Origin of the sequence: Leucobacter sp. USHLN153, assembly GCF_037145615.1 — a bacterium.
GTDB lineage: Bacteria > Actinomycetota > Actinomycetes > Actinomycetales > Microbacteriaceae > Leucobacter.
The window spans coordinates 1-19,395 of the sequence record NZ_JBBCXE010000002.1 but is presented as its reverse complement, the minus strand read 5'-3'; the positions used below and the strand labels follow the sequence as shown (position 1 = coordinate 19,395).

Sequence of the window (19,395 nt, the reverse complement as noted above, 5' to 3'; positions counted from 1 at the left end):
CTGGCGCAGCGGATGGGTGCGGATCCGGGCCGCGGCGTCGCGGCCCGATGTCGGCGGTTGGATATAGGGTGGCAGAACACAGGTGCGATGCGCGCAGACGTATCGCGGACGACGGATACATGAGTATCGAAGGAGCTGCCGTGAATCAGTCCGAGACCCCGATCCTCGTGGCCCCCGTACCCGAGGACAACATCACGGACCTGCTCGAACAGCGCGTCGCGGCCACGCCCGACCGCGCGCTGTTCGCAGTGCCCGAGGGCGAGGGCTGGCGCGACATCAGTGCGAGCGCGTTCCGGGCCGACGTGATCGCCCTCGCGAAGGGACTCGCGGCTGCGGGCATTCAGCCGGGTGACCGCATCGCCTTCATGTGCACCACGAGCTATCAGTGGACGCTGCTCGATTTCGCGATCCACTACGCCGGTGCGGTCATGGTGCCGATCTACGAGACTTCCTCGCCGCTGCAGGTGCACTGGGTCCTCGAGGACTCGGGCGCGCGCGCGATCATCACCGAGTCGCAGGAGCACGCGGAGCGCTTCGCGGAGATCCGCGATGACCTCCCTGCGGTGCAGCTCGCGTGGCGCCTCGATGAGGGCGCGCTCGAGACCCTGCGGGAGCAGGGCGCTGCCGTCGAGGACGTGGAGATCACTCGTCGACGCTCGCTCGCGGTCGGCAGCGACGTTGCGACGCTGATCTATACCTCGGGCTCTACCGGCCGCCCCAAGGGCTGCGTACTCACCCACTCGAACTTCGTCGACCTGTCGCGGAACTCCGGGGAAGCGCTCCACCAGGTCGTCGGGCAGCCCGGAGCCTCGACACTGCTCTTCGTGACGCTCGCGCACGTGTTCGCGCGGTTCATCTCGGTGCTGGCCATTCACTCCGGCGTGCGCGTCGGGCACGAGGCCGACACTTCGCAGTTGCTGCCCGCACTGGGCTCGTTCAAGCCGACCTTCCTCCTTGCCGTGCCGCGTGTCTTCGAGAAGGTGTACAACTCCGCCGAGCAGAAGACCGAGGCGGAGGGAAAGGGCAAGATCTTCCGTGCCGCTGCGAAGGTCGCGGTCGAGCACTCCGAGGCGCTCGACGCCGGCAAGGTCCCGTTCCTCCTCGGGCTCAAGTTCAAGCTCTTCGACAAGCTGGTCTACTCGACGCTCCGTGAGAAGCTCGGCGGCAATGTGCGCTTTGCGGTGTCGGGCTCGGCTCCCCTCAGCCACTATCTTGCGCACTTCTACCGCAGCCTGGGAGTGAAGATTCTCGAGGGCTACGGGCTGACCGAGACGACCGCTCCCGTCACCGTGAACCTGCCCGATAAGTTCAAAATCGGCACGGTCGGCCCCGCGCTTCCCGGCCACACGATCCGCATCGCGGAAGACGGCGAGATCGAGGTCAAGGGCATCGACGTCTTCAAGGAGTACTGGAACAACCCCGAGGCGACGCAGGCCGCGTTCACGGAGGACGGCTTCTTCCGGACGGGTGACGTCGGCAAACTCGACGAAGACGGTTACCTCTCGATCACGGGGCGGAAGAAGGAGATCATCGTCACCGCGGGCGGCAAGAACGTCGCGCCCGCGGCGCTCGAAGATCCGATCCGCTCGAACACGATCGTCGGGCAGGTCGTGGTGGTGGGCGATCAGAAGCCGTTCATCTCGGCACTCGTGACGCTCGACCCCGAGATGCTCCCCGTGTGGCTGAACAACGCGGGCGAAGACGCGAACATGACGCTCGAGGAGGCCGCGGTGCACCCGAAGGTCCTCGCCGAGGTTCAGCGAGCAGTCGACGAGGGCAATCGCTACGTCTCCCGCGCCGAGTCCATTCGCAAGTTCGTGATCCTCCCGACCGAGTTCATCGAGGCAAACGGCCACCTCACGCCGAAGATGAGCATTCGTCGCGACAACATCCTGCGGGACTTCTCACGGGAGATCGCGGGGATCTACGGCGAGAACCCCCAGACCGAGACGGTGTCGGTGAAGCCTCGCGGCTGAGCGATCAGCGACAGGTCCGCCCGTGGGCCCCGTTCCGCCCAGTTCTACGATTTAGAACCAGCTGGAGCTCCGGATCTGTCGCATCGCCTCGCCGCGCGTCTCGCGATCGAGGCGTGAGAGGTAGAGCTTGCCGTCGAGGTGATCGCACTCGTGCTGCAGCGCCTGCGCCATGAGCCCCTCGCCCGAGATTTCGACGGGTTCGCCATCGAGATCGATGCCCCGCACGGTCGCGCGCGGGTAGCGCGGCACCTCGAACCAGAGGTCGGGCACCGACAGGCACCCCTCGCCGGTCAGAACCGGCTCGCCCTCGAGCGCGATGATCTCGGGGTTCAAGATGTAGCTGATCTCACCATCGATGTTCAGGCTGAACGCGCGGAGCGTGTGCCCGATCTGGGTGGAGGCGAGCCCTGCGCGGCCCTCCATATCGACGGTGTCGAGGAGATCCTGCACGTGCGCCCGCACACCGTCGTCGATCGTCGTCACCGGGTCGCACACGGTACGGAGTACTGGATCGCCGAACACCCGAATTTCTCGAATCGCCATGAGTAACGAGCCTACCGTTTCCGGCGGAGCGCACTGCTCCGCCGGAAGCGGTTACGGTTCTCTGCTGACCGAACGCCGGCCTATGCGATGACGGCGATGAGATCGCCGGACTCGAGCCCCCGCGTGCCCGTGAAGACGACCCGCTCGACCGTGCCGGAAATCGGGGCGGTGATCGCGGCCTCCATCTTCATCGCCTCGATCGTGGCGATCGGCTGACCCGACTCGACAGCGTCACCCGCGGCGACCTTCATCGTGACGGTGCCCGAGAACGGCGCCGCGACGTGACCCGGTGCGGTGCGATCCGCCTTCTCGGCCGCCTGCATCTCGACCTTCACCGATGCGTCCTTCACGAACACCTGGCGCAGCTGACCGTTCACCCGCACCATCACCGTGCGCACGCCCTTGTCGTCCGCCTCGCCGATGGCCTCGAGCCCGACGTAGAGCCGCACGCCCTTGGCGAGGTTGATCTCGTGCTCCTGGCCCGCGTCGAGCCCATACAGGTAGTCAGGCGTATCCAGCACGGAGACATCCCCGAACTGCTCGCGGACATCGAGGAACTGCTGCGTCGGCTGCGGGAACAGCAGTCGGTTCAGCGTCTCGCGGCGTTCTGCGCTCGTGCCGTCGAGCAGCGCCTGATCCTCGTCCGACACCGGGGCCGTGCTGATGTCGACGGAGCGCCCCGCGAGCACCTTGGAGCGGAACGGCTCGGGCCATCCGCCGGGGATCTCGCCGAGCTCGCCCGCGAGGAAGCCGACGACCGAGTCCGGGATGTCGTATTTCTCGGGGTTCGCCTCGAAGTCGGCCGGGTCGGCGTCCACCGCCGAGAGGTGCAGCGCGAGGTCCCCTACCACCTTCGACGAGGGCGTCACCTTCGGGATGCGACCGAGGATGCGGTCGGCCGCAGCGTACAGATCCTCGATCCGCTCGAAGTTGTCCGCGAGACCCAGCGCGATCGCCTGCTGGCGCAGGTTCGACAGCTGACCGCCGGGAATCTCGTGCGTGTAGACGCGCCCCGTCGGCGATGGCAGGCCCGACTCGAAGGGGCGGTACAGCGTGCGCACGGCGTTCCAGTAGGGCTCGAGGGCGTAAACCGCGTCCTGGTCGAGACCGGTATCGCGATCCGTGTCCGCGAGCGCGGCGACGAGCGCCGAGAGCGACGGCTGCGACGTGGTGCCGGACATCGGCGCGGAGGCGGCATCGACCGCGTCGACGCCAGCCGCTGAAGCCGCGAGGAGGGTCGCGAGCTGCCCGCCCGGCGTGTCGTGCGTGTGCAGGTGCACGGGCAGGTCGAAGCGTTCCCGCAGCGCGGTCACGAGCCGGGCCGCGGCCGCCGGCCGGAGCAGCCCGGCCATGTCCTTGATAGCGAGCACGTGCGCGCCCGATTCGACGATCTCCTCGGCGAGACGGAGGTAGTAGTCGAGGGTGTACTTGTCCTCCGACGGCGAGAGCAGGTTGCCGGTGTACGACATCGCGACCTCGGCGACCGCGGAACCCGTCTCCCGGACAGCGTCGATCGCGGCGCGCATTTGCTGCACGTCGTTCAGCGCGTCGAAGATGCGGAACACGTCGACGCCGGTCGCCGCCGCCTCGCGCACGAATGCGTGGGCGACCTGCTTCGGGTACGGCGTGTAGCCCACCGTGTTCTGCCCGCGCAGGAGCATCTGGATCGGCACGTTCGGAAGAGCCTCTCGGAGCGCGGCGAGACGCTCCCACGGGTCCTCGCCGAGGAAGCGGAGCGCGACGTCGTACGTCGCACCGCCCCAGGCCTCGACCGACCATAGCTCGGGGGTCATGCGTGCGACGTAGGGCGCGATCCGCGCGAGGTCCTTGGTTCGGACGCGCGTCGCGAGGAGCGACTGGTGCGCATCGCGGAACGTCGTGTCGGTTACCGCGAGCGCGGTCTGCTCGCGGAGCGCGCTCGCGAAGGCGTCGGGTCCGAGTTCGAGCAGCCGCTGGCGACCCGCAGTGGGCGCGGGGCGTGACAGGTCGAGCGCGGGAAGCTTCGCCGCGGGATCGATCTGCCCGGGCCGCGAGCCGTTCGGCTGGTTGACGGTGACGTTCGCGACGTGCTGCAGGAGGCGCGTCGCGCGATCCTTCGGCTTGTTCATCTTGAGCAGCTCCGGACGCTCCTCGATGAATTGCGTGGACACGTCTCCGGCGCGGAACGCTTCGTCCGCGAGCACCGCCTGCAGGAACGGGATGTTCGTGGAGACGCCGCGGATCCGGAACTCCGCGAGCGCTCGCTCGGCCCGCATGACCGCGTCCTCGAACGAGCGCGCCCGGCAGGTGAGCTTCGCGAGCATCGAGTCGAAGTGGGGGCTGATCTGCGCGCCGACGTCGATCGTGCCGCCGTCGAGGCGCACGCCGCCGCCGCCCGGCGAGCGGTACGCCGTGATGCGGCCGAGGTCGGGGCGGAAGCCGTTGGCCGGGTCTTCGGTGGTGATGCGGCACTGGAGCGCCGCGCCGCGCAACTGAATGCGATCCTGCGTCAGTTCGAGTTCCGTGAGCGTCGCTCCGGCCGCGATCCGCATCTGCGCCCGCACGAGGTCGACGTCCGTGACTTCCTCGGTCACCGTGTGCTCGACCTGAATGCGCGGGTTCATCTCGATGAAGACGTGCTCGCCCGCCCGCTCGCCGGCGGTGTCGAGCAGGAACTCGACGGTGCCCGCGTTCTCGTACCCGATCGAACGAGCGAACGCGATCGCGTCGCGCGTGAGTTCCGCGCGCTTCTCCTCGCTCAGGTTCGGCGCGGGCGCGATCTCGACAACCTTCTGGTGCCGACGCTGCACCGAGCAGTCGCGCTCGAAGAGGTGCACGGTCTCCCCCGTGCTGTCGGCGAGCACCTGCACCTCGATGTGACGGGGGCGGAGCACGGCCTGCTCGATGAACATCGTGGGATCGCCGAACGCCGAATCGGCCTCTCGCATGGCCGCCTCGAGCGCGTCGCGCAGGTCCTCGATCCGCTCCACGCGGCGCATTCCGCGGCCACCGCCGCCGGCGACCGCCTTCGCGAACACCGGGAAGCCGATCTCCTCGGCACCGGCGATGAGCGCATCGACGTCCGTCGTCGGGGGCGTCGAGCGGAGCACCGGCACTCCGGCCTGAATCGCGTGCTCCTTCGCCGCGACCTTGTTCCCCGCCATCTTCAGGGCGTCCTGGCCCGGGCCGATGAAGCGGATTCCTGCGGCCTCGGCGGCCGCGGCGAGGTCCGGGTTCTCCGACAGGAAGCCGTAGCCCGGGTAGATCCCATCGGCGCCGGATTCGACGGCGACGCGCACGATCTCCGCCACGTCGAGGTACGCCCGCACCGGGTGACCAACAGACCCGATCTGGTAGGCCTCATCGGCCTTCAGCCGGTGCAGCGACCCGCGATCCTCGTAGGGGAACACCGCCACCGTTCGCGCCCCGAGCTCGTGGGCCGCTCGAAAGGCCCGAATCGCGATCTCGCCGCGATTCGCCACCAAGATTTTCTTGAACACTCCGCCTCCTTGCTACTGCACTGATCGCCGGGTGCCCAAGCCGTCGAAATGATTCGATATCAAGATACATGCTCGCGCGGCGCGGGATCGGATTCACCGAGCGAACGCGAAGAATTGGCCCCGCCCGCGTCTGCACTCCTTCAACTCCGCTGTACGCCCTGAACGAAGTCGGGTGCGCTTCAGGGCGCATCCACTAAACTTGCGGCGTGCATGTTTTGAGTGTGAGTTCCCTCAAGGGCGGCGTCGGAAAGACGACCGTGACGCTCGGCCTCGCCTCGGCCGCGTTTTCGCGCGGACTGCGGACCCTCGTCGTGGATTTCGATCCGCAGTCCGACGTATCAACCGGTCTCGCGGTGAATCCCGAGGGCTTCGCGAATGTCGCGAACGTGCTTGAGAGCCCCAAGGAACGGACCGTCCGCAGCGCGATCGCGCACAGCGGCTGGAGCGAGTATCACGAGGGCGGCACGATCGATCTCCTCGTCGGCAGCCCGTCGGCCATCAACTTCGATGGCCCGCACCCGACGACACGCGACATCTGGAAGCTCGAGGAAGCCCTGGCGATCGTCGAGTCCGAGTACGATCTCGTGCTTATCGACTGCGCTCCCTCGCTGAACGCCCTGACGCGCACCGCGTGGGCCGCGAGTGACCGCGTGCTCGTCGTCGCCGAGCCGAGCCTCTTCGCGGTTGCCGCGACGGACCGTGCTCTTCGCGCGATCGAGGAGATCCGCCGCGGCGTGAGCCCCCGTCTACAGCCCCTCGGCATCGTCATCAACCGCACGCAGCCGCAGTCGATGGAGCATCAGTTCCGCATCCGCGAGCTGCGCGAGATGTTCGGTCCCCTCGTCCTCACCCCTCAGCTCCCGGAGCGCACATCGCTCCAGCAGGCGCAGGGCGCGGCGAAGCCCGTGCACACGTGGCCGGGAGAGGCGTCGCAGGAGATGGCTGCGAACTTCGACCTCATCCTCGACCGCATTCTGCGTTCGGCGGGCATGGACTCGGCACGCGCGACGAAGTCAGGGGCACCCACGGCGACAGTCGTCACCGACGCGTAGGGCGGATGCGCGAAGCGCATCACTCGCGGATGCGCGGGCGCCGAAAGCGCACCGGCGTAGCTCCCGCTACGAGATCTTGCGGCCCTTCCGTCGCGCGGCGAGTTCGTCGACCGAGCTGGCCTGCGCTGCACCGCTCTGAGCGGCTTCCTCTCGGTGCTCGTCCATGCTGACGAGGGAGGTCTCGACCTCGCGCAGCACCTTGCCGATCGCAATGCCGAAAACGCCCTGTCCCCGGCTCATGAGGTCGATCACCTCATCGCTCGAGGTGCACAGGTAGACGCTCGCACCGTCGCTCATCAGCGTAGTCTGCGACAGGTCGTGCACGCCCGCTTCGTGGAGCTGCGCGACCGCAGTGCGGATCTGCTGGAGCGAGATCCCCGTGTCGAGCAAGCGCTTCACGAGCTTGAGCACCAGAATGTCGCGGAATCCGTACAGTCGCTGCGATCCCGATCCCTGCGCCCCGCGCACCGTGGGCTCGACGAGCCCGGTCCGCGCCCAGTAGTCGAGCTGGCGGTAGCTGATACCCGCTGCACGAGCAGCAGTCGCGCCCTTGAAACCACCGTCCTGGTTCGGGCGGGGCAGACCGTCGTCGAACAGCACGTCGGAGTCGATGGAGAGGGGCTGGAACGAAGCCGCAGAGGCATCGACGCCGGCCTGAGCGAGCGCCGCCTCCGAGGGAATCGCGGGCTCGTGTTGCCCGGCACCCTCTGAAGGAACCGCCGCCGACGGAGCGCCCGTTTCACCATTCGGACCCTGGGTGTGCTCCATCGTGTTCCTTTCTCATCGACGCGCAGAACGTACGGCGTCGAACTCTCCCAACGGTACCGAGGCGGGAACCCCCGTGCAACGACCGTCGACGGTCAATTTCGGCGTGTCGACCTCAAGTTGAACTTTAAGGTTGAAATCCCGCCGAATTCGGGCGATCTAACCCGCGCCGAAACGGCGGCGCAACACGCCGGAGCGGACCGTGTCGAGGTGCCCCGCGAGATCGAGCGAGCTCTCGATCGCCTCCGGCGAGCCCGCCTTGACGCCCCGCGTCGAAACGGCGTGCGCAATGAGCTCGGCCTCGCGCTCGGCCGCGACACGTAGCGGGCGCAGGTGGCGCGGTGTGATCCCCTGCTCCGCGAGCTTCATGAGTGCCGTAACCTGCGCCACCGCGTCGTGCGGGAACACCTCTGCGGCCGGAAGGAGTCCAGCGGCGATCGCTTCGCCGATGAAGCGAGCCGTCGCGCCCGTCAGCCGTCGCAGCTCATCGCTGCTGAGCACACGGCGCGGCGCGAGAATCGTCGATGCGCTCCGCGGGGCCGCACCCGGGATGATCGGGTCACGGCCGGCGTCGAGCTCTTCGAGCACCTCCGCGATGACCTTGAGCGGGAGATAGTGATCTCGCTGCAGCGTCAGAATGAGGCGGATCCGCTCGATGTGATCCTGCGAGAACTTTCGATAGCCCGACCGCGTCCGCTCCGGCGCAACGAGACCCTGCTCCTCGAGAAAGCGCAGCTTCGACGGCGTGAGGTCAGCGAAATCCTCCTGCAGTCGAGCGAGGACCTGACCGATACTCAGGAGCCCTGGTGCGTGCTGTCGGGCCTGTGCGACCGCCACCCTAGTTGCCCTCGGCGAGGTCGAAGCGCGACGCGAAGAAAGTGAAGCGGAACTTGCCGACCTGCACTTCGGCACCGTCGTGCAGCTCCACCGAACCCTCGATGCGCTTGCCGTCGGTGAAGGTGCCGTTGAGCGACCCCAGATCGGCGACCGTGAACGTGGTCCCGCTGCGCCGGAATTCCGCGTGGCGCCGCGACACTGTCACATCGTCGAGGAAAATATCGACCGCGGGATGCCGACCGGCGACCGTGATTTCCTGGTCGAGCAGGAAGCGGGCGCCCTGGTCCGGACCACGACGCACCACGAGCAGCGCCGCGCCGGAGGGCAACGCCTCAACGGCCTCGCGCTGATCCACCGACAAATCGGTGACTCGCGTGCGGATCAGTGCGCCCAGATCTTCGCGGAACTGCTGCGTGGAGCGCACCTCGGTGCTCTCGCCGCGTCGGGCATGATGGTCAGTCGTCATGTCCTCCCTCATTCCTTCGTCGGGGCGGGCCCGAGCCGGTCGACTCGATGCCTCTACGCTATCGCAGGCGAGGCTTCGGATGCACCTCGGCGTGCCGCAATTTCACAGTCCTCGGCGCGTCGCGCCCGCAATCTTCACTGTTCATGCGATTCGAGGAACGCATACACTTCCTGTGAGTCCACCCCGGGAAAGGTACCGGTGGGAAGCGCGGCCAGCAGACTCGTGGGCGTAGCCGCCTCGGGCCAGGCCGCGGCCTCCCATTTCGTGGTCAACTCCGACGATGCACGCCTGCAGCAGCGATCATCCGGGCAGAAGGACTTAGAGCGGTGCCGTGTCTCTCTACCGCGGAACCACTTCACGTCCTCGAACCGCACGCCGACGCTCACCGAGTAGAGCCCCTCCTTGGCGCGCTCGACGCGCGACGTGCACCAGTAGGTGCCGCCCGCCGACATGTCCGTGTACTGGTACCACGGGTTGAAGTGATCCGGCTGCCCGAAGACGGTGCGCGCGGTCCAGTTGCGGCACACCGACGCGCCCTCGAAGTTGCCCAGCGCGTCCGAGGGGAAACGCACGCCGTCGTTTTCGTACGCCTTGATGAGCGTGCCCGACTCGTGCGCTTTCATGAAGTGGACCTCGAGACCCAGGCGCTCCGTGGCGAGGTTGGTGAAGCGGTGCGCCGCCATCTCGTAGGAGACCGCGAATGCATCGCGCAGATCCTCCATCGAAATCTGCCGCTGGCGCTTCGCCTCCGCGAGCAGCGTCACCGCGGCCTCCTCCGGGAGCAGCACGGCACCCGCGAGGTAGTTCGCCTCGACCCGCTGACGCAAGAAGTCACCGTAGTTGCGCGGCTCCTCGTGGTTGAACACGACGCTCGCGAGCGCGCGCAGGATCGGAGCCCGCGCGTCACGCGACGGGAGCCCGCTGCTCAGGTACACGCGCCCGTTGCGCCGGTCGATCACCGAGCGGGTCGAGTGCGGCATGTCCGAGACGTAGTGCAGGCTGAAGCCGAGCTTTTCCGCGATGTTCGAGACGGTCTGCTGCGACACCGGCCCACCGGCGTAGCCCACACTGTCAAGGAGTCCGGTCGCCGCGCGCTCGAGATCCGAGAAGTAGTTTCCGCCCTTTCGCATCTCCGCGCGAAGTTCCGTGTTCGTGCGACGCGCCTCCTCGGGCGTCGCGGCCCGCTCCCGGTGCAGACGCTCGACCTCCTGGTGCAGCCCGAGGATCGCGCGGAGCGTCTCGTCGCTCGTCGCCTTCGAGACGCGGATCGGGTGCAAACCGAGCGAGCGGAAGACGGATCCGCGCTGCGCGCGCTCCACCGCGATCTCGAGCGCCGCGCGCTCGGAGGGCGCCTCGTCGAGGAGCAGTTCGTCTACGCTCACCGCGAGGGCCGCCGCGAGCGACCGCAGCATCGGGAGGCGCGGCTCGCGCTTCCCGTTCTCGATCGCGGAGAGCTGCGAGGGGGCGCGGTCCACAGCCTGCGCGAGTTGCTCGAGCGTGAGGCCCTGGCGTATGCGCAGCGCGCGCACGCGCCGACCGAGCGTGAGGGCGTCTCCCCCGTCTTCGGGTTCCGGATCCGCCGCACTGATGGGCGCGCTGAGAGCTCGGTCCGGCGCGATGGCTTCAAGGGTCATGCGGCAATAATGCCAGAGCCGACTTCTTCCAACAAGTAGAAAAACCCGAGTTCTTCACCCCCGATTTCGGCATTCCGTAGTCGGAAACCGCACCCATCATGGAAGTACAGCGCAGTACACGCCCGTGCAGGGCCCGAGTTCAGGAGTCACCGTGACCGCACACGATTCGCAGACAGCCACCCTCAACCGCGCCCCGCGCACCTCGGGCGAACCGGGCGCATCGGGCCCCGCCGACTCGACGACCGCCACGGTCGGCGCGGCGCATGGATCCGCCACTGCCGAAGCGCAGCCCTCGCGCATCGAGGTCCTCGGGCGCTCCTTCGAGCGCAGCGACGAGATCCTGACCCCGCAGGCGCTCGAGTTCCTCACGGAGCTCCACGATCGCTTCGCAAGTTCACGGCACGAGCGCCTCGCCGAGCGGCAGCGCCGCCGGTACGAGATCGGCAACGGCCGCGACCCGCGGTTCCGCGACGACACCCGCGCGATCCGCGAGGATCCGAGCTGGCGCGTCGCGGGCGCGGGCCCGGGACTCGAGGATCGTCGCGTCGAAATCACCGGCCCCACCGACCCCAAGATGACGATCAACGCGCTGAACTCGGGCGCCCGCGTGTGGCTCGCCGATCAGGAGGATGCAACGAGCCCTACCTGGCGCAATGTCATCGGCGGCCAGCTCTCCCTCTTCGACGCGATCCGCAATCAGCTCCACTTCACGAGCCCCGCGACCGCGGCGTCGCCGGCCAAGGAGTACCGCGTCACCGCCGAGCGCACTCCGACCATCGTGATGCGGCCGCGCGGCTGGCACCTCGTCGAGAAGCACCTGCGCTACACGGACCTCTACGGCCGCGCGGGAGCCGCATCCGGCAGCCTCGTTGACTTCGGACTCTACGCCTTCCACAACGCGCGCGAACTCGTCGAGCGCGGCCGCGGGCCGTACTTCTACATCGCCAAGCTCGAGTCGAGCGAGGAGGCGAAGCTGTGGGACGACGTCTTTACCTTCACCGAGGAAGCACTGGGCCTCCCCCACGGCACCATCCGCGCGACCGTGCTCATCGAGACGCTGCCGGCCGCCTTCGAGATGGAGGAGATCCTCTACGTGATGCGGGATCACATCGCGGGGCTCAACGCGGGGCGCTGGGACTACATCTTCTCGATCATCAAGAACTACCGCGGCCGCGGCGCTCGATTCGTGCTTCCGGATCGGAGCGAGGTGACCATGACCGTTCCGTTCATGCGCGCCTACACCGAGTTGCTCGTGCAGACCTGCCACAAGCGCGGCGCGCACGCGATCGGCGGCATGAGCGCGTTCATTCCGAACCGCCGCGACCCCGAGGTGACCGCGCGCGCGGAGGAGAAGGTCCGTGCCGACAAGCACCGCGAGGCCGGCGACGGTTTCGACGGCACCTGGGTCGCGCACCCGGATCTGATCCCCGTCGCGCAGGCCGAGTTCGACGCCGTGCTGGGCGACCGTCCGAACCAGCTCGAGCGGCAGCGCGACGACGTCAACGTCACCGCGGCGCAGCTGCTCGACCTGCGGATCGGCCGCGCGATCACCGAGGCGGGCGTGCGCGAGAACGTCTCCATCGGCATCCGGTACATCGAGGCCTGGCTGCGCGGTCTCGGTGCGGTAGCCATCGACAACCTCATGGAGGACGCCGCGACCGCTGAGATCAGCCGCTCGCAGATCTGGCAGTGGATCCACCAGGACCAGTCGACCGCGGAGGGGATCCGGATCACCCGCGACTGGGTTGCCGAGATCGTCGGCGAGACCGTCGCGGGATTCGAGCGCTTCACCGGTGATCGCTACGACGACGCGGCGGAGCTCTTCGCGGACGTCGCGCTCGGCGAAGACTTCCCCACGTTCTTGACAGTCCCTGCCTACAGCCGGTACCTCGTCGAAGCGTAGGCGATCCGCCGCCCACTGCGCGTGAAGCGACCGACGTTACCGCCCGGTGTCGTCGGTCGCTTCGCTGTGCCCGTCGCGCTCGTCGGGAAGCGGCTCCGACTGGTGCTCCGAACCCAGCTCCGCATCGCGTCCGCACGACTGTTCGCTCCGCGCGATCGCCGGGCCGAGCTCGTCGACAACGAGCCATTCCGTGCTGAGCTGCCCGGTGCGGTAGGCAGCGCGGCCCACCATGTGGGCGGCGACCGGGGCCGTAAGCGACTGAAACACGAATACCGGCACCAGTGCGAGCAGCGTGGCGACCGAACGCTGCTCGAGCGCGATCGCCGTGATCGTGAGCAGGAGGCCGAAGATCTGAGGTTTCGTCGCCGCGTGAAGCCGGCTGAGTGCGTCTGGGAAGCGGATCAGGCCCACACCGGCCGCCACCGAGAGCACGGCAGCGAGAAAAACGCATACCGCGGCCGCGAGATCGAGCAGCGCGTCAAACATGGCCGGTCTCCTTCACGGGTTCCTGCGGCGGCGAGCTGGCGCGCCGCTTGACGAAGCGAGCAACGACGATGGTCGCGAGCGTCGCGGTCGCGGCTATGACAGTCATGAGCGGAATCGTGTCGGTGTGCCCGCGCGCGACCATGTCTGCGCCGACCGCGAGCATGAGCGTCGTGAGGAGCACGTCCGAGGCCACCATGCGGTCGAGAATGGTCGGCCCGCGCACGATGCGAATAATCGCCGCGACGGCGGTGGCTGTGAGCCCCGCTCCCGCCGAGATCAGCAGCGCCAGTGTGATCCAACTCATCGGAGGCGCCTCATCTCTTCCTTCGACCCGACGGCGCGCACGAGCAACCGCTCGATCTTGCGCACCTCACGCCGCATATTCGTGATCTCGCGCTGAGTCGGCGTGTTGAGCACGTGCAGATACAGCGTCGATTGGAAGCGGTCGACCTCGGCGACGAGGGATCCCGGAATCAAGGAGTTCGTGAGGCCGACCATCGTGATAATGAAGTCGGAGCGCGTCGAGAGCTTGACCGCGATGATGGAGGTCTTCGGCGGCGGGCCGGGTCGCACCGCGAGCCAGGCGACCTCCCAGGACGCCCGCGCGAGGTGCCAGATGAAGTATCCGACATAGCGGAGCACGTACCAGATGTTGAAGCGACCGGCCAGCTCCACGGGCGGCAGGTAGAAGACGCGCATGACGATCACGGCGACCACGATGCCGCTCACGACGGAAAGCAGCGAGACCTCGTGCCACAGCATCATCCAGAGGACGACGAGCCCGATCACGAGGGGCAACTCGTGCAGGCGCACGCCGAGCTCACGCCGACGGGCTTCACTCGCCTCACTCATCGACTCCCCCCTCCTGCGGCTGTGTATCCCCGCTGCCGCCGCCGGGCCCGCTGTCGCTCTCGGGGTTCGAACCGAGCACCTGCTCGACCATCCGCTCGGGGTGCGCGACGTTCTCACCGGCCCGCGTCGCGTACGCGTAAAGCGGCCCGGCGAACACGGTGAGGGCGATGCTCACCACCACCATGCCCGCGGTCGCCCCGAACATCAGTCGCGGAATGTCCTTCTGCTCCGCCTGCTGCGGCGCCCCCGGCGCATCCTGCAGCCGCTCGAACAGCGCCTGCTCCCGGTCGCGCAGCATGAGCGCCTCGGTGGTGGTCGGCTTCGGCGCGCGGCTCTCTGCTCCAGCGTTCTCGGTCACCTTCGCGGGCGTACGCCAGAAGGCGAGCACCCACGCGCGCGCCAGTGCGTACAGCGTGAGGAGCGACACCAGTGCACCGACACCCATGAGCCAGTACGCCTCCGGGGTCGCGACGTCGGCCGCGACGGTGAAGAGCCCGAGTTTCCCGATGAAGCCGGAGAAAGGGGGAATCCCGCCGAGGTTCAACATGGGAATGAAGAACAGGATCGCAACGAGTGGCGCGCTGCGCATGAGCCCGCCCAGGCCCGGGATCGCGGTCGTGCCGCCCTGACGTTCGACCAGCCCGACCGCGAGAAACAGGGTCGTCTGCACGATGATGTGGTGCGCGATGTAGTAGATCGTGGCGGCGAATCCCGCCGAGTTGGCCATCCCGATGCCGAAGATCATGTAGCCGATGTGACTGATGAGCGTGAACGACAGCAGGCGTTTGATGTCGAGCTGCGATACGGCGCCCAGGATCCCCACGAGCAGGGTGAGCCCGGCCACGATGAGCAGCAGTCGGTCGACGCTCGAATCGGGGAAGAGCTGGGTCTGCGTGCGGATGATCGCGTACACGCCGACTTTGGTGAGGAGGCCCGCGAAGACCGCCGTCACCGGTGCGGGGGCCGTCGGGTACGAATCGGGTAGCCAGAACGCGAGCGGGAAGACCGCCGCCTTGATGCCGAACGCAATGAGCAGGGTGAGGTTCAGGAGGAGCTGGATCTCGCTCGGCAACTCCGCGATCCGCACCGTGAGCTGCGCCATGTTGACGGTGCCGGTCGCGCCGTACACGAGGCCGATCCCGGCGAGGAAGAGCACCGAGGAGACGAGCGAGACGATCACATAGGTGACTCCCGCGCGGATCCGCTGCGCCGTCCCGCTCAGCGTGATGAGCACGTAGCTCGCGACCAGCAGGATCTCGAAGCCGACGTACAGGTTGAACAGGTCCCCCGCGATGAACGCGTTGAACACGCCGGCACCGAGCACGAGGTACGTCGGATAGTAGATGGACACCGGCGTATCGTCGTCGCCGTCGGCGAGACCCTGCCCGATCGAGAAGAGGAACACGCCGAGCAGCACGACGGCCGAGACCGCGAGCATCAATGCGGAGAGTCGGTCGACCACGAGCGCGATGCCGAAGGGCGCCGCCCATCCACCGACCTCCATCACCAGGGTGCCGTGTGCATCGACGATGATCATGAGTGCGCCGCTCAGCACCACGACGGCGGTCAGCGAGAACAACGTGATGGCCTGCTGAAGCCGGCGATGGCCGGGAACGGTGAGGGCGAGCGCGGCTCCGACGAGCGGGATGAGCACGGCGAGCGGAACGAGCGGGATCACGACCGCACCTCCCCGGGCTCGCCGGAACCTCGGTTCGCGTTCGCGTTCGCGCTCGCTTCTGCGTTTGCGTTCGCGTTTGCGCTCGCGTTTGCTTCTGCGTTCGAATCAGCGCTCGTGTCGTCCAGCTCCTCGTACTCGTGCGTTTCGGCGAGGTCGTCGTCGGTGACCTCGGTCGCAGCGAGCGCCCGGGTCGTCGCGATCTCCTGATCCGTCTCGTCGTCCTGCACGCGGTCGTCATGATCCTGCGCGAGCCGCCAGGACCGGTAAATCAGAGCGAGCAAGAACGCGCTCACCCCGAACGTGATGACGATCGCGGTGAGAATGAACGCCTGGGGCAGCGGATCGCTCATCTCCTCCGCCGTAGCGTCGCTCGAAATGGGTGCCGCGCCGAAGCTCCCGGACATGAGGAAGATCAGCAGGTTCGTGGCATTGCCGACGAGGAGGAAACCCAGCAGGAGGCGGGTGAGCGACCGGTCGAGCATGAGGTACACGCCGCAGGCGTAGAGCACGACCATCACAGCGACGAGAACGAGGGGCATTGTCATCGTGCTCCCACCTCCTCCTCGGAGAAGGCCGCCATATCGGCCTCCTCGTGCTCGTCGATCTCAGCACCCAGGCTTCGGAGCACGTCGAGAATGAGGCCGAAGACCACGAGATATACGCCGACGTCGAAGAGCGTCGAGGTGACGAGCGGGATCGTGCCGAAGATGCCCAGATCGAGATCCACCCAGGCTGACGCGAGCGCCGACTGACCGAACAGCATGGGGATGAACGCCATCGACACCGCGAGCGCAAGCCCCGTGCCCAGGATGCGGCCGGCGTCGAGGGGCACGGTGGCGCCGAGCTCATGGCGTCCGCCGGCGAGATAGCGGGCGACCAGTGCGAGGCCCGCGACCAGACCACCCGCGAAGCCGCCGCCCGGCGTGTTATGGCCGGTGAGAAGCAAGTAGAGCGAGAGGATGATGAGTCCGTGGAAAATGAGACGAACGACGACCTCGAGCAGAATCGAACGGCGAGCGGGATCCAGGTGTCTGCCGGCGAGCAGCCAGGTCATGCGTTGCGCGGGGTTGTTCGGATCCGCGACCCGCATCAGGTGCTCCCGAGCGGCGACTCGGGCCTCGCGGCGGCGGATCATCGGCCGGTTGTCGACGCGAGTGCTCAGGAAGACGAGCGAGGCGACGCCCGTGGCAGCCGCCAGGATCACCGAGAGCTCGCCCATCGTGTCCCACCCGCGAATGTCCACGAGCATCACGTTGACGACGTTGCTGCCGTGCCCACCGGCGTAGGCGAGCTCCGGGAGCTGGAGCGATATCGGATCGGCAATTCGGGAACCGAGCGCAATGATCGCGACGGCTCCGAGCACCAACCCGACACCGGCGCCGATCGCGGCGCGCAGCCAGCGTTTCGCCGTCCCCGCCCGATGCCCGATCCGCTGCGGTAGCCGGCGGATCACGAGCACGAATGCGATCAGCGTGACGGTCTCGACGAGCGCCTGCGTCAGCGCGAGATCGGGTGCACCGTGCATCGCGAAGATCGCGGCCATCCCGTACCCCGTCACGCCCACGAGCACCACCGACTGGAAGCGGGTGCGTGCGCGCAGCGAGAAGATCGCAGCGACGATCATCACGACCGCGATTGGAGCCTGCACGGGCGAGGTCATGAACACGAACTCGTCCGGCCAGCCGTTCCCGATGACGGCTGTGCCACCGAGCGTTCCGATGAGCACGATGAGGATGACGGCGAGGTAGAACGGCAGCGAACCCCGCTGAGTGATCGAGGTGAGCCGCACCGCCAGTGAATCCAGCAGGTGAGTGACGACCCAGTACGCGTGGGAGGCCGAGAAGCGTTCCGTCGGCGGCGGCAGCTGGCGGGTCATGCGGCACAGACGCCACGCGAGGAGTGCACCGACGATGAGCACGCCCGTCGAGGTCAGCAGCGCCGGCGTGACGCCGTGCCATAGCGCGAGATGTTCGGCCGCCTCGCTGCCGTGCGCGACGAGCGGCTGCAGCAGCCCGTCGGTAATCGGGTATGCGAGACCGGCGATCAGGGTCAAGCCCGCAAACACGGCGGGGGCCACAACGAGGATCGGGCCGGGCGCGTGCACCACCGAGCAGTCCTCGACGCCGGGCTTCCGAGCGAATGCGCCCCAGAGGAATCGTCCCATGTAGGCGACCGTGAGCACGCTCCCGAGCACGGCGACGACGAAGGCGAGCATCGCTATCGGGCGGGATTCTGCGACGGCGAGAAGCTCGGCGAACGCGGACTCCTTCGCGAGGAATCCGAGGAACGGCGGAAGACCGACCATTGACGCCGACGCGAGCCCAGCCACTGCGGCGATGACAGGCATTCTGCGGCCCAGGCCGCTGAGTTTGCGGAGATCGCGAGTGCCCGTTGCGTGGTCGATAATCCCGACGGAAAGAAACAGTGGCGCCTTGGCCAAGGCGTGCGCGAACAGCAGGGCAAAGCCGGCGAGGCTAGCACGAGGGTCGCCGACGCCGAACACCATGACGAGCAGGCCGAGCTGGCTCACCGTGCCGTGCGCGACGATCAACTTGATGTCGAACTGCCGGAGCGCGCGGATTCCCCCGTTCAGCATGGTGATCGCACCCAGGATCACGAGCGTCTCGCGGTACCCCGGCACGTCGGCGAACTCCGGCGTCATTCGCGCGATCAGATAGATTCCGGCCTTCACCATTGCAGCGGCGTGCAGGTACGCGCTGACGGGAGTGGGCGCCGCCATCGCTCCGGGCAACCAGAAATGGAATGGGAAGATTGCTGACTTCGAGAGAGCGCCCACAAGCAGAAGGTAGACCGCAGTCCCACCCACCGCGCCTTGCGGCGGTGACGCCACAATATCCGAGAGCAACGAGCTGCCAGCTTGATTCGCGAGCAGCACCAAACCGACGAGCATCGCAAGCCCACCGAGCGTCGTCACCATGAGCGCCTGGAGCGCGGCGGCCGTCGAGGTCCGCAAGCGGGTGAGGTGTCCGATGAGGAGGAACGAGAATACCGTCGTCGCTTCCCAGAACACGAAGAGCAGATACACATCGTCAGCGATCACGAGCCCGAGCATCGAGGTGACGAATCCCATGAAGACCGCCGCGAAACGCTCGAGCCCAGGTTCACGCGCCTCGAAGTAACGCATGCAGTACAAGAGCACGAGGGCGCCGGCGCCCGTTACGAGCAGCGCAAATACGGCCGAGATCCGGTCGAGGCGGAACGTCAGCGTGAGATCGAGCTGGGGAACCCAGCGCGCCGCTTCCGCAATGGTGTCGCCGTCGAAGACCTGGACCGCCAGCACGACGAACAGGATGAAGATCGCTCCGACGATGCCTGCGAGCGCTGCGAAGACCGCCCGGCCCCAGCTGCGTGCGACGAAGTAAGAGACAACCGAGACCAGAGCGAGGACCAGCAGCACAGCGGTCATCGCTCCCATAGGCGGTCTACTTTCGATCGTCGTGCGGCTTTCGACACAGTCTATCGGATCGATCACGCAGACCCTGGGGAGGTATTCAGCGGAGCGTCATCGGAGCGCCCGAGAACGTCCAGACATAAAAAAAGGGACCCGCACCCGGCGCTTTCACCATCACTGGTGAGCACACGGGTACGAGTCCCATAAAAGGTGTCCGGCGGTGTCCTACTCTCCCACAAGGTCCCCCTTGCAGTACCATCGGCGCTGTCAGTCTTAGCTTCCGGGTTCGGAATGTGACCGGGCGTTTCCCTG

Annotated in this window: 15 protein-coding genes and 1 rRNA gene; 3 read left to right on the top strand and 13 right to left on the bottom strand. The window is 67.3% G+C overall.

The annotated features are described in order from the left end of the window. The first annotated feature begins 140 nt into the window (after positions 1-140). Positions 141-1,976: an AMP-dependent synthetase/ligase gene (locus tag WFH00_RS03270; protein WP_442918775.1), complete on the top strand. Its 1,836-nt coding sequence runs from the start codon at positions 141-143 to the stop codon at positions 1,974-1,976. 51 nt (positions 1,977-2,027) lie between these two features. On the opposite strand, the gene def is transcribed toward WFH00_RS03270, so the two are convergent. Beyond that, complete coding sequence (gene def / locus WFH00_RS03265; protein WP_336659193.1) at positions 2,028-2,519, bottom strand: peptide deformylase; 492 nt, start codon at positions 2,517-2,519, stop codon at positions 2,028-2,030. A gap of 80 nt (positions 2,520-2,599) precedes the next feature. Continuing rightward, positions 2,600-5,998 carry a pyruvate carboxylase gene (locus tag WFH00_RS03260; RefSeq protein WP_336659192.1) on the bottom strand — a complete coding sequence of 1,133 codons (3,399 nt, stop codon included), beginning with the start codon at positions 5,996-5,998 and terminating at the stop codon, positions 2,600-2,602. A gap of 206 nt (positions 5,999-6,204) precedes the next feature. On the opposite strand from WFH00_RS03260, the gene WFH00_RS03255 reads away from it, so the two are divergent. Continuing rightward, positions 6,205-7,050 (top strand): ParA family protein, encoded by an 846-nt coding sequence (locus tag WFH00_RS03255; RefSeq protein ID WP_336659191.1) that lies wholly within the window; start codon positions 6,205-6,207, stop codon positions 7,048-7,050. Positions 7,051-7,116: 66 nt separating this feature from the next. Here the strand turns inward: WFH00_RS03255 and WFH00_RS03250 are convergent, their stop codons facing one another. The 4 genes from WFH00_RS03250 to WFH00_RS03235 all read right to left on the bottom strand — a co-directional run bounded on the left by WFH00_RS03250 (position 7,117) and on the right by WFH00_RS03235 (position 10,752). Beyond that, entirely contained in the window at positions 7,117-7,818 is a 702-nt protein-coding gene (locus tag WFH00_RS03250; protein WP_336659190.1) for a MerR family transcriptional regulator, read from the bottom strand. 156 nt (positions 7,819-7,974) lie between these two features. Continuing rightward, positions 7,975-8,652: a transcriptional regulator FtsR gene (gene ftsR / locus WFH00_RS03245; protein ID WP_336659189.1), complete on the bottom strand. Its 678-nt coding sequence runs from the start codon at positions 8,650-8,652 to the stop codon at positions 7,975-7,977. 1 nt (position 8,653) lies between these two features. Then, a complete protein-coding gene (locus tag WFH00_RS03240; protein ID WP_336659188.1) occupies positions 8,654-9,118 on the bottom strand; it encodes an FHA domain-containing protein in 465 nt (154 codons plus the stop codon). Between the two features lie 134 nt (positions 9,119-9,252). Next, positions 9,253-10,752 (bottom strand): helix-turn-helix domain-containing protein, encoded by a 1,500-nt coding sequence (locus WFH00_RS03235; protein WP_336659187.1) that lies wholly within the window; start codon positions 10,750-10,752, stop codon positions 9,253-9,255. A 298-nt stretch (positions 10,753-11,050) separates the two neighbouring features. On the opposite strand from WFH00_RS03235, the gene aceB reads away from it, so the two are divergent. After that, positions 11,051-12,655 carry a malate synthase A gene (gene aceB, locus WFH00_RS03230; RefSeq protein WP_336659722.1) on the top strand — a complete coding sequence of 535 codons (1,605 nt, stop codon included), beginning with the start codon at positions 11,051-11,053 and terminating at the stop codon, positions 12,653-12,655. 36 nt (positions 12,656-12,691) lie between these two features. On the opposite strand, the gene mnhG is transcribed toward aceB, so the two are convergent. From mnhG to rrf, 7 genes are all read right to left on the bottom strand, one after another. After that, a complete protein-coding gene (mnhG, locus tag WFH00_RS03225) occupies positions 12,692-13,141 on the bottom strand; it encodes a monovalent cation/H(+) antiporter subunit G (protein ID WP_336659186.1) in 450 nt (149 codons plus the stop codon). Further along, positions 13,134-13,445, bottom strand: a complete 312-nt coding sequence (locus WFH00_RS03220) for a monovalent cation/H+ antiporter complex subunit F (protein WP_336659185.1) — start codon at positions 13,443-13,445, stop codon at positions 13,134-13,136. Before WFH00_RS03220 ends, mnhG begins: the two co-directional genes overlap by 8 nt. Next, on the bottom strand, positions 13,442-13,993 hold the full coding sequence (locus WFH00_RS03215; protein WP_336659184.1) for a Na+/H+ antiporter subunit E: 552 nt from the start codon (positions 13,991-13,993) through the stop codon (positions 13,442-13,444). The genes WFH00_RS03220 and WFH00_RS03215 overlap by 4 nt, the downstream gene beginning before the upstream one ends. Beyond that, positions 13,986-15,671, bottom strand: a complete 1,686-nt coding sequence (locus WFH00_RS03210) for a Na+/H+ antiporter subunit D (RefSeq protein ID WP_336659183.1) — start codon at positions 15,669-15,671, stop codon at positions 13,986-13,988. The genes WFH00_RS03215 and WFH00_RS03210 overlap by 8 nt, the downstream gene beginning before the upstream one ends. Then, complete coding sequence (locus tag WFH00_RS03205) at positions 15,668-16,216, bottom strand: Na(+)/H(+) antiporter subunit C (RefSeq protein ID WP_336659181.1); 549 nt, start codon at positions 16,214-16,216, stop codon at positions 15,668-15,670. The genes WFH00_RS03210 and WFH00_RS03205 overlap by 4 nt, the downstream gene beginning before the upstream one ends. Next, positions 16,213-19,107, bottom strand: a complete 2,895-nt coding sequence (locus WFH00_RS03200) for a Na+/H+ antiporter subunit A (RefSeq protein WP_336659180.1) — start codon at positions 19,105-19,107, stop codon at positions 16,213-16,215. The genes WFH00_RS03205 and WFH00_RS03200 overlap by 4 nt, the downstream gene beginning before the upstream one ends. A 188-nt stretch (positions 19,108-19,295) precedes the next feature. Then, positions 19,296-19,395: ribosomal RNA gene (gene rrf / locus WFH00_RS03195) — 5S ribosomal RNA — on the bottom strand; the annotation flags it as partial.

Coding starts and splice junctions, on each gene's coding strand:
- WFH00_RS03215 (WP_336659184.1), bottom strand. CDS start 13,993: ATGAGTGAGGCGAGTGAAGCCCGTCGGCGTGAGCTCGGCGTGCGCCTG.
- WFH00_RS03235 (WP_336659187.1), bottom strand. CDS start 10,752: ATGACCCTTGAAGCCATCGCGCCGGACCGAGCTCTCAGCGCGCCCATC.
- WFH00_RS03200 (WP_336659180.1), bottom strand. CDS start 19,107: ATGGGAGCGATGACCGCTGTGCTGCTGGTCCTCGCTCTGGTCTCGGTT.
- WFH00_RS03240 (WP_336659188.1), bottom strand. CDS start 9,118: ATGACGACTGACCATCATGCCCGACGCGGCGAGAGCACCGAGGTGCGC.
- def (WP_336659193.1), bottom strand. CDS start 2,519: ATGGCGATTCGAGAAATTCGGGTGTTCGGCGATCCAGTACTCCGTACC.
- WFH00_RS03205 (WP_336659181.1), bottom strand. CDS start 16,216: ATGACAATGCCCCTCGTTCTCGTCGCTGTGATGGTCGTGCTCTACGCC.
- WFH00_RS03220 (WP_336659185.1), bottom strand. CDS start 13,445: ATGAGTTGGATCACACTGGCGCTGCTGATCTCGGCGGGAGCGGGGCTC.
- WFH00_RS03250 (WP_336659190.1), bottom strand. CDS start 7,818: ATGGAGCACACCCAGGGTCCGAATGGTGAAACGGGCGCTCCGTCGGCG.
- mnhG (WP_336659186.1), bottom strand. CDS start 13,141: ATGTTTGACGCGCTGCTCGATCTCGCGGCCGCGGTATGCGTTTTTCTC.